Here is a 10,872-nt window from a genome sequence, read left to right on the forward strand (position 1 = left end):
GTCAGCACAAGCCAGCCCCCGTGCCCCGCGGTTTTCCGCGGGGTCCCCATCAAGCCACCGTTCCCGAGGGGTCACCCGAGGGTCAGCACAAGCCAGCCCCCGTGCCCCGCGGTTTTCCGCGGGGTCCCCATCAAGCCACCGTTCCCGAGGGTCAGCGCAAGCCAGCCCCCGTGCCCCGCGGTTTTCCGCGGGGATCCCCACCTCATTTGCTCGGTTGATAGTAGTCCCTCGCAAGCAACTCATTATCTTTGCACCCATGGAAAATTCAACAGTACTCAACAAATTCTACCAAGCAGTGCGATGCGAGGTAAAGCAAAACAGCGAGATCTACGACAGTGAATACTACACCCCACAAGGCTTCTGGTCGCCTGGCTATACTGCCCTGCGGCATCCGTTCTTCGTGCCTTCCGATAGGCAAACGGAACCAGCACGCACCATCCCGCAATCTCTTTGGAAAGACCTATGGCACGAAGGTGAAGTATGCTGTCTTTTCGGCGAGCCTAACGTAGGCAAGTCTGTGCTTGCCAATATGATTGCCTACGACATCGCTTCACAAGAAATACCCGTGCTATACATCGACTTCGAGAACTCCCCACATCAGGCATGCCTGCGTTACGATTCTCCCATGCCCGGCGTCGAGAAAAAGTTGCATGCGCCTCTCGATATCCACTTTGTCACAGTCAACCCACAGCTTTCCTACAGGCAGACTCGAGACTTTAACACCGTCCTTGATGCAATCGAGCACGAGTTCGTATCCAAGGAAACGCCTGTTGTCATCATCGACGACATCTCACACATCTGCCCCATGCGAGACTGCAGCGTTTCACAAGACGTCATGCGGCGACTCAGACAATGGACCATAAAATACAGCGTCTCAATTCTCATCGTGGCACACGCCACCAAGCACCGACCCGAAACCCCCATCACGCTAAACTCCCTCTTCGGCGCTTCGCACATGGCCTACTCATTCGACTCAATATTCGCGCTCGGCAGGGCTTTCTCCGACCCTTCCATTCGATACATCAAGCAACTCAAGTCACGCGTCACCGCAATCCAGCATGACGCCCACAACCTCATTGCCATGAAGTTCGCCAAGGGCTATGGAGAATTACTTCTGTTCAACATCATCGGCGCCGGCTTCTCCGAAGACCGGCTTCTTGACATACCCATGCCTGCCGACCGCCAGGCCGAGGCACTAAAACTCACAGCAAAAGGATGGTCCACACGCCAAATCGCGGCAAGGCTAGCAGTCTCACAACCCACCGTAATCAACATCCTCAAGCGAGCACTACAAGATGATAAAAGTGATAAATGTGATAAAATCGATAAATGCGATAAAATCGAAAATAACGATAATAACGATAATAACGAAACTCCCGAAAAAGCCGCAACATTCCGTCAAGCGATACACAACCTGTCGCAATCCGCATCAATGCCATCCCTCGAGCGCGAACTCATGTCGCCACACCTACCTTTCAGCGAGTGGAAAGACAACGACGACCCAACCCTCAACCAGTATTGCCTCATGTTCGACAAAAACCCTTTATTCAGATACCTTGACAAAGTCACAAGCACCTATCTGCTCAACACCTTGCCATCAGTATCGCTACACATCTACAACTACGACGAGAATGACAGCGCAATACGATACGGCAACATCGTCTATTCCCCTTGCCGCAACACCCTTGGACGCTGCAACGGCAATGCAATCGACTGGTTCAAAAGCGACAACACCCCTGACACCAGTCCCCCTGCCACTCCCAGCCCCACAAGCCTCACCTGCGCCCATATTGAAGAAAAGCTCATCCAGGCAGCACGCATCTTGAAGCACAAAGACCCAGCCATCCCATGGCCACAAGCATTCGCCACCGCTGCCCAAGCAACACACCTCCCCCCGCAATGGCTCACATCCACCTTCCTCACACAACCATGACACCCCAGTTCGCCACCAGCCCTCAGGTAGCGCAAGCCAGCCCCCGTGCCCCGCGGTTTTCCGCGGGGTCCCCATCAAGCCACCGTTCCCGAGGGGTCACCCGAGGGTTCCCATCAAGCCCCCGTGTCCCGCGGTTTTCCGCGGGAATCACGCTTATGTTTCTAAATCAATGTGGTAAAAATTATGGTAAATGGGAAAAAACATGTATCTTTGCAACAAATACTTATTTATCTAATTATTATGAGGTATATTTTCTCTATGCTTTTGTGTGTGCTTGTGGCGTGTGCTGTGGGTGCGCAACCTACTATCTATGCTTATCGCAGTTACCAACCCTATGACAAGGCTGATGTGACGGGACCTATCAAGTTTGACGCCCACGACCCGGAGCACCCTGTGCTTATTGCCGACCAGAGCAAGCTGGGGCACGTCTATGCCGGTACTTACTATAACTACAAGTGGTATGGCCAGGTGACTCATTACGGCACACAGACCACTATCGACGGTCTTTACACCATCGACATGGCGACAGGCGAGCGCACGTTTGTGGGCGTGAGCAACCGCGCCCTCAGCGACATGACCGTGGACTACACCACAGGCAAGGTGTATGGCATCGCCAATGGCGCCGCCAATCTCGCAACTATCGACCTCAAGACAGGAACCGTGACGCTGGGAACTGCCTTCACCAAGGATGGCGGGGCAGGTGTGTACATGGTGGCACTCGCGTGTGATCTCGATGGCACGATGTATGGCGTTTCTACCGACAACAATTTCTACAAGATAGACAAGGCTACCGCCGCATGCACGCTCATAGGCAACACCGGCCGTGACGTGGCCTACACGCAGACCATGGAGTTTGACCACCAAAACCATGTCCTTTACTGGGTCAACAACGGCGAGTACTGGCTGTTTACCATCGACCTTGCTACCGGCAAGGCTACCCCCATTGGATATACCGACAGCCTCAATGCCTTTGCCATTGAGTATATCCATGCTCCCGCTGGCGCCCCCGACCGCGTGACCTGCCGTGCAGCCGCTGCACAGGGCAGCGACGTGTCTCTCACATGGACCAATCCCGTGAAGGATGCCCAGGGCAATGCCCTCGCTGCACTTGACGGAGCGAAGATCTATCGCGACGGCACCCTTGTTGCAACCATAGACCTTACAGCATCGCAGATGGGGCAGACCGCAACCTATACCGACCATGATGTGCCCGCCGGACATCATGACTACAAGATCGTGCCCTTCAACGGCAATGGCAACGGCGGTGCCGACAGCGATGACGTGCCTGCCCACGTGGGTCCTAATCCTCCCGGTGCAGTGCTCAATTTCACCGTCACTCCTGGCAACTACAATGCAGTGCTCGCGTGGGAACCTCCCACGCAAGGACAGTATGGCGGCGACTTTGACCCCGAGAGCATCACGCTCTATGAAATCACCCGCATAGCCGGCGCTAATCGCAGCGCACGCAGCGTGAAGGCACCCATTACCACTTATACCGACAAGCCCGGCTTCGGCACCTACACCTACGAGGTGCGTGCCTACAATGACCAGGGAGCAGGAGCCAAAGTGGTGTCGCAGCCCGTCATGGTGAAGTATGACAACTGGATAGTGATGGGCGACGGCGAGGCACTCGTGGGCAAGGACGACACGTTCAAGTTCTACGACCCGGGAGCAACAGGATATTACACCAACGAACTCGACTACACGATGACCATCAAGCCTGCCGACGAGGGCGGACTCATCGACATGAAGTTCACGCAGTTTAACCTCGATGTGTATGGCGACACACTCATTGTCTATGACGGTCCCGACACCAACTCACCTCTCGTGGGACGCTTCACTGCAACCAAGATTCCTGCCGAACTGGTGCACCTGCGTGCCAACAATCCTAGCGGAGCACTCACATTCCGCTTCGTGAGCGACATCATGGTGACTTCTACCGGCTGGCTTGCCACTGTCACCGAGACCGTCATGCAGCACAACGACCTGGAAGCAGTCAAACTCACCGGAGCCAACCGCACCGCAGTGGGCACCGAAGAGGAATATACACTTGCCATCAACAACATAGGCCGCAACAACGTGAGCGGCAATGACTATCGCGTAAACCTTGTTGACGGCGAGGGTAAAGTGCTTGCCACTGCCCTGGGTGTAGATATTCCCTCGCTAGGCAGTGGTGAGGTCAAGGCACGCTATGCCGCTAAAAACGAAGGAGTGATGTCGATAAAGGCTGTAATAGACTTTGCTGCCGACGACAATCAGGACAACAACACGTCACAGAACACGCTGGCTTCAACCGTCTATCCAGTGGGCACCGAATATGTGCAGATTATCACCCACGGCACAGGCGTCTATGTGTGCCCGGCATCGTTTTACAGCGATGAGAGCGTGTGGGAAACCGTCTTTGACAAGAGCATGATAGGAGTGAAAGAGGGAACACTCACACTCATGTCGTTCCCAGTGGAGTCAACAAAGAACTACACTAGCATTCCTGTCACCATCTACGTGGGCGAGACTGCAAAGGACAATCTTGACGACCATTCGATTTATGCCAGCGAGCTGACAAAGGTGTTTGAGGGCAATGTTCCCATCCGCACCACTACCACCGAGTGGGTGTTCACCCTCGACACCCCCTATGACTACAAGGGCGGCAACCTCGTGGTGCTCATGCACAAGGTGGCTCCCGGCACCAACGGGCAAGGCATCACCTTCGGCGGAACATACGAGAAGAGCGAAAAAGACCCCAACCGCACCCGCGTGGCATCGACCTACTATCCCGACGAGCACCTCGACCTAGAAAGCGACTATGGCTGGCCCAGTGCCGCGTTGCCCGACATCAACCTGCTGTTCACAAGCAAAAACTCCGGTATAGGCACCGTGATGAGCAGCAAAGGCGTGAACATCGTGCTCGATGACAATGTGGCGACAGTGCAAGGGGCGCAAGGCATGCCTGTGACTGTTTACTCAATCGACGGACGCATCGTGGCACAGGTGGCACAAGCCCGCGAGACAGAGCACATCGCCATCAACGCGCCAGGGCTTTACATCATCAAGGCTGGTGATGTAGCCGAGAAGGTGAAGGTGCAGTAAAGACATCGTTGTTACATTACTGAATAAAAAAGACCGCCTGGGATTCACATCCTGGGCGGCCTTTCCTACTAATGTGTGTGTTTTTCGGGTAGATAACGCTTGGTGCATTACTTTTTTTGTGTGCATTGAGATTAATTCAGATTGGTGATGTGTCTTTCATGTTATGAATATAGTCCTGTGTGATTATTGTGCTGCAAAATTAGTCTCACGGTGTGTTCAAAGTGTTATGAAATGGCATTGCATTTGGGTAATTTATTGTTATTTTGTTCAAAGAGTTTCCGTGTATTCCTGTTTAGTGTCCTAAATTGCTTGTGCGTTATTGTGATTATTGTTAATTATTTAATTTTGCAGTGTCAATTGTATTGTTGCCTTTATGGTAGAGCATCTGATATATATATTGCCATGCATAGTATGTCTCATTTGGTTTGCATCATTCGCGTTGAAGGTGAAAAATGTGAGGCAGCGGTTGTTCATGTGGATTCAGGCCTTGAGCGCATTCCATTTTGCGACATACGCTCTCTATATCACTCCTCATGACGACTATTTCGTGATGGTGATCATGAATTCAATCAACATCCCGTTGTGCCTGGTCATGTTTCCTATGGTGGTGATGTTCATGCACATGCACCACGCCCAGGTGCGCTTGTCGCCATGGCACTTGCTGTTCTTGCTTCCCGCTGTGATCATGGGCACTATCGTGAATGTGTTCCATTACATCATAGGCGTTGACAATGCTGCCCGCATGGTCGAGTACCACGACTGCGGCATCGTGGTACCCGAGTTTGACTCGCAGCTTCACCACCTCCACGACGTGGTGGTGTATGACTTGTTCGGCATTTGCAGCCTGGTGTTCTTGTGTGTCATTATTGCGGAGTGTCTTATTGTGCTCTTTAAGGACGGATACAAGCTGGGCGACGCTGCTCGATTTTTCTTCAAGGGGCATCGCACCACGCCGTCGAGAGCACTGGCGATGCTATACCTAGTGCAGATAGCCTTGCTGCTGCCGCTTGTGGTGATGGGTCGGCCGTTCATGATGAGCGTCCCGGTGCTGGGAGGCGTGTCGATGGTGCTGTTGAGCGTGGTGAAACACTGCATGTGCCATGTGGAGTATTACAGTGACACCGAGAAAACAATGTCGCTCTATGAGTTGTCGCACATACGCTCCGTGCCTCTTTCGCTGACCGATGCAGGAGATGAATGCAACGATGAAGAGAAGATGTCGTCGGGCAAACTGGACCTCGTTGCCGACGGGTTTCGTCACATCATGGATGGCGAGCGCCTATATCTTGACGAGGATCTCACGCTGTCGGCTGTGGCCGACCGCCTTGGGGTGGGGCGCACCACGCTCTCAACGATGATCAACCAGCGGTATGGGGTCACGTTTCGCGAACTGGTGAACCGCTACCGGATTGATGCCGTGAAGAACTATATGATGCAGCATCCCACAGCTACCCAGGAGGCCGTGGCCAGCGAGTGCGGGTTCAAGAACGCTCCGTCGCTCAACCGCAAGTTCAAGGAAATAGAGGGCGAGACACCGCTCATGTGGCTCACACGCAACTACAAGCAGCATAAATAATAGGATATTGCTTTCAAATAATAAAAAAACTTAATCTTTGGCGGGGTGGTGTGTGGTAGATTTGGTAATAATAAAATTATACACTAACTTTGCATGATACATATTTTAAAAAAGGAATAGACTATGAAAAAGAACAATTTTGTGATGATGCTCGTGGCCCTGGCGGTGATGCTAGTGCTGCCTGCTTGTGGAAATGACGAGCCCGACTGGCGCGATCGTGATGTGACTGTAGAGTATGAGATGCTTAACCATGTGTGCGACAATGGGGCTGCCGATGCTTCGGTTGCCAAGGTTAAGAACAAACTAGTGTTTCACCGCGCCGACCTCACTGCCGACGTGCTGATGCAACTCAATGGTGAGAACTTCGCAGTCAAGGGACTGAAACTGAAACTTGACGACGAGACAGGACGATATACATGCTCGGCTGCAAGCACCAGCAACAGCCGAATCGCTAACCTGGCTATGAATGTGGACTTCAATGAGCAGTCTATGGACATCTACTATACCGTCGATGGCAAGCGCCGCGTGATGAGCACAATGCCTCAGGTGTTCTTCCTGGGCAACTCGTCCACGCTCACCTACGACGATGGCAAGACATCTAACGACAAGGCGTCGATCTACACCTTCGACATCAACCCCGCATCGATGACAGCAACGATGAAAGTGTCGCCGTTGACCAACGAGCAGGTGTTCCTCGTGTTTGAGACTATCATCGCCCGCAGTATTCCCGTCAAGGCAACGCCCGACGGCTATGAGCTCGAGGCCGAGCGCCCCGAGGTGGTGTCGGTGTTGCGACGCATTGACAGCAGCGCGGGAACACTCACCACTACCGACGCACGTGACTCTAATGGCCACCAGCTCTATCCCATGAGTGGCATGAAGGCCAAGTTGTCGCTTGTGAGCGGCGTTCACGAGACCACGTTCACTATGGGCAGCGTCGAGGAGAAAACCCAACCGTTCACTGTGCAAGCCAAAGGGACTTTCTACAAAGAAAAAAATATTAAGTAATCCATTGCTCGATGAGACTCAACACAATATCTTCACTCATGCTGGCAGCCAGTGCCATGCTCGTCACCACGTCGTGCATGAGTTCGATCAATGATGACGATGGCCGCAAAGTACCAGTGCGGGTGTTCAACTTTGTCGAACCCCTGGGCGGAGGCAAACTTGAACTGACGAAAGGTATCACCGAGTTTGAGTTCAACTATGGCAAGATGCTTGTGAGCGTAGATGTTAATACTTTGCTCGCAGGCACCTACAATACTCCCTTTGCCACAGGTCCCATGGCCATGACAGCGGGTAGCGACGGTTACCACTTCTCGACATCGACAGTGCAGGGGGCTAGGGTCAAAGGGTTCACAGGCATCTACGACTCGCGTGTGGGTGCGCTGGCCTATGACTTTGAGGTGGGCGACGCTTATCGTGTCCACACGGTAAATAATTTAGCGTATATGTTCACTACAACCACAATCACCAGCGGGAGCGATACCAACAAAAGCGACAAGATGGGTTTTGTGTTCGACCTCGGCACCACAGGCACCGTTACATTGGGTTTGAGTTCATTTGGGCTTGATACCAGTGACGCTGTGCCTTACCTTGAATACCGCGGCATACCTTACACGATGGTGGATGGCAGCGGTTTTGTGGCAAGCATCGACAAGGTGGAAGACACGCAGCACTATGTGGGATGCACTATCACTAATGTCGCAGCCACAGTAGAACAGTATGGCCGCAAGGCCACGCTCACCTTCGACATGGACGGACGCCATGTGGTGATGCAGGGCAACATGTTCGGCAGCAATTTTAATAAATAAAGAAAATAACAAATAAACAAATAACGCATTATGAAAAAAGTATTATCAATGGCGATGCTGGCAGCAATGATGCTGGGAATGACATCGTGCTTAGGTAACGGAGATGAAAACATCCAGACGTTATCAATCTACATGTATAACTTTGTTGTTGACGAGAACAACAGCGAGTCAGAGCCCACGCTAACGCAGGCCTTCTCGGGATTTGAGGTGAACATGTCAAAGTTGCTCGTCACAGGCGATATCAAGGCAGCAAGTAATCTGGGAATGGCTACCTCATTTACCTTTGGCCCCATCGACATGAAAATAGGCCAGCAGAGCTATGATTTCACAAAGTCACTCATCAACACGCAGTCGCAATCAATCATCAACCTGCAAGGTTCTTATGATCCGGGTATCAGAGCAATGACTGTTGACTACCTCGTAGATGGAGACTACCACGTCTATTCAACCGCTTCTTATGCCTATAACTTCGCCAACATGAAGGTTTACAAGAGCACCGATGAGTTCTACTTCGATGACGACGAGGTGGCATTTGAGTTTATCCCCGATTGCAGCACAAAGAAGCTGGACTTGCACATGGTTAACTTCGTGCGCACGCCCAATGATGTTCCCGTGGCACTTTATTACAAGTCGCTTCCCTTCACTCTCACCCGCGACGGCAAGATCGTGGTTAAGCAGAGCAATGCGCTCAAGAGCAGCGAGTCCAAGGACGAGTATGAGATCAGCGACCTCGACATCGTGATCGACGTGAAGGCAAACAAGGCATCGTGCTCATTCGTCATGGACGAGCGCAAGTTCCAGCTTGCAGGTGAGATGTTCACCCCCGTGAGCAACTAAATTTCATTTAACACAAAACTTTAATGGCAAGCCGCAACACATACGACGAAGCACAGGTCATCGAACAACTGCGCGACCCCGCTGCTGCACGCACCGCGTTTGGCAAGGTCATCGAGCATTACTCGAGCACCCTGTACTGGCACATACGCCGCATGGTGTTTAACCACGACGATGCCAATGATGTGCTGCAAAACACATTCATCAAGGCATGGACGAGCATCGACCACTTCAGGGGCGATGCCCGTCTGTCAACGTGGCTCTATAAGATTGCTATCAACGAGTCTATCACATTCATCAATAAACAGAAGGCGCAGAACAACATCTCCATTGACGACGACGATTCGTTCCTCGTGAACCAGCTCGAGAGCGATGAGTTCTTCGACGGCGATGCGGCGCAGCTCAAGTTGCAGCGCGCCATCGCCACGTTGCCCGAGAAGCAGCGAGTGGTGTTCAACCTGCGTTACTATGACGAGATGAAATATGAGGACATGAGTGAGGTGCTGGGCACATCGGTAGGCGCTCTCAAAGCGAGTTATCACCATGCATTGAAAAAAATTGAGGCTTTTTTGCAAGAAAATGACTAATCGCATTAAACCTTTCCGTTTTTCTAGTGTCAAACAAGTGCAATGAAACAAGAAGATCCAAAAATATTGATAAGGCTAGGTAAGGATCCAGGCTTCAAGGTGCCGGAGAATTACTTTGAAGAATTCAATAAGCGTATGTTGGATTCTCTGCCAGAAAAAGAGATAACCGAGGTTGAAAAACCTCAGGAGCAAAAAGCTACAGTCGTTGATAAGCCGTCGATGTGGGTGCGTGTAAGGCCTTACCTCTACATGGCGGCCGCTTTTGCCGGCATCTTTGGCATGGTAAAGGTCTTCAACATGTATAACGGTACCGACATCAGTGAGTTGGCCCGTGGCATGGACGACGAGAAGAATGCCGAGGAACTTATCATGAGTGGCACCAGCGAGTATGACATCCTCAACTATGAAGATAGCGTGATGATGGATGCTGCCGGAGAAGAGCTCAAGTCAGTAACAAAGTAAACAAGACAATCATGAAGAAATTCATTATCATCATGCTCGCAATGGTTGCGATTACAGCAACAGCACAGGACCGCAACAAGTGGGCAAAGGATATGCTTGAAACGAAACACAAGATGCTCATTGAGCAAGTAGGTCTCGACAAGGCCCAGCAAGAGGAGTTCATGCCCCTCTACGAGGCAATGGAAAAGGAAATCTACCAAACTAACCGCGAAGCACGCACGCTCGCCGCTACAGTGTCGAAGAAGGCTAATGCCACCGATGCGGAGTACCTGCAAGCTGCCGAAGCAATGTCGAAAGCCAAGGTGCGTGAAGGCGAGATTGAAGCCACTTACTTCGTTAAGTTTACCAAGATTCTTTCGAAGAAACAATTGTTCCTACTCAAGCAGGCCGAGGCCAATTTTACTCGCACATTGCTGCAAAAACGCAATAACAAGTAATAAACTTAAATAGCGAGAAGTTGCCGTTGATACATTCTAGTGTCAACGGCAATTTTTGGTTCACTGGATGGCTGAGACCCCTCGGGAACGGTGGCGTGCTGAGGGAAGGGGGAACCCCGCGGAAAACCGCGGGGCACGGGGG

General features: G+C 51.8%; 9 protein-coding genes. All 9 read left to right on the top strand.

What is annotated here, in order from left to right; genetic code table 11:
• The first annotated feature begins 256 nt into the window (after positions 1-256).
• The 9 genes from ACKI3C_RS08965 (at position 257) to ACKI3C_RS09005 (ending at position 10,730) form a co-directional block, all read left to right on the top strand.
• Positions 257-1,933, top strand: coding sequence for an AAA family ATPase (locus ACKI3C_RS08965; protein ID WP_407404195.1), 1,677 nt, complete (start codon positions 257-259; stop codon positions 1,931-1,933).
• Between the two features lie 240 nt (positions 1,934-2,173).
• A complete protein-coding gene (locus ACKI3C_RS08970; protein WP_407404197.1) occupies positions 2,174-5,020 on the top strand; it encodes a CUB domain-containing protein in 2,847 nt (948 codons plus the stop codon).
• Between the two features lie 454 nt (positions 5,021-5,474).
• Positions 5,475-6,596 carry a helix-turn-helix domain-containing protein gene (locus ACKI3C_RS08975; protein ID WP_407404199.1) on the top strand — a complete coding sequence of 374 codons (1,122 nt, stop codon included), beginning with the start codon at positions 5,475-5,477 and terminating at the stop codon, positions 6,594-6,596.
• A gap of 123 nt (positions 6,597-6,719) precedes the next feature.
• Positions 6,720-7,604, top strand: coding sequence for a hypothetical protein (locus tag ACKI3C_RS08980; RefSeq protein ID WP_407404201.1), 885 nt, complete (start codon positions 6,720-6,722; stop codon positions 7,602-7,604).
• 11 nt (positions 7,605-7,615) lie between these two features.
• A complete protein-coding gene (locus ACKI3C_RS08985; RefSeq protein WP_407404203.1) occupies positions 7,616-8,410 on the top strand; it encodes a hypothetical protein in 795 nt (264 codons plus the stop codon).
• Between the two features lie 30 nt (positions 8,411-8,440).
• Positions 8,441-9,247 (top strand): hypothetical protein, encoded by an 807-nt coding sequence (locus ACKI3C_RS08990; RefSeq protein ID WP_407404205.1) that lies wholly within the window; start codon positions 8,441-8,443, stop codon positions 9,245-9,247.
• Positions 9,248-9,270: 23 nt separating this feature from the next.
• Positions 9,271-9,831, top strand: coding sequence for an RNA polymerase sigma factor (locus ACKI3C_RS08995; RefSeq protein WP_407404207.1), 561 nt, complete (start codon positions 9,271-9,273; stop codon positions 9,829-9,831).
• Positions 9,832-9,873: 42 nt separating this feature from the next.
• Positions 9,874-10,293: a hypothetical protein gene (locus ACKI3C_RS09000; protein ID WP_407404209.1), complete on the top strand. Its 420-nt coding sequence runs from the start codon at positions 9,874-9,876 to the stop codon at positions 10,291-10,293.
• A gap of 11 nt (positions 10,294-10,304) precedes the next feature.
• On the top strand, positions 10,305-10,730 hold the full coding sequence (locus ACKI3C_RS09005; RefSeq protein ID WP_407404211.1) for a hypothetical protein: 426 nt from the start codon (positions 10,305-10,307) through the stop codon (positions 10,728-10,730).
• Positions 10,731-10,872: the final 142 nt, after the last annotated feature.

This window comes from Sodaliphilus sp., from assembly GCF_045598405.1.
Taxonomy (GTDB): Bacteria; Bacteroidota; Bacteroidia; order Bacteroidales; family Muribaculaceae; genus Sodaliphilus; species Sodaliphilus limicaballi.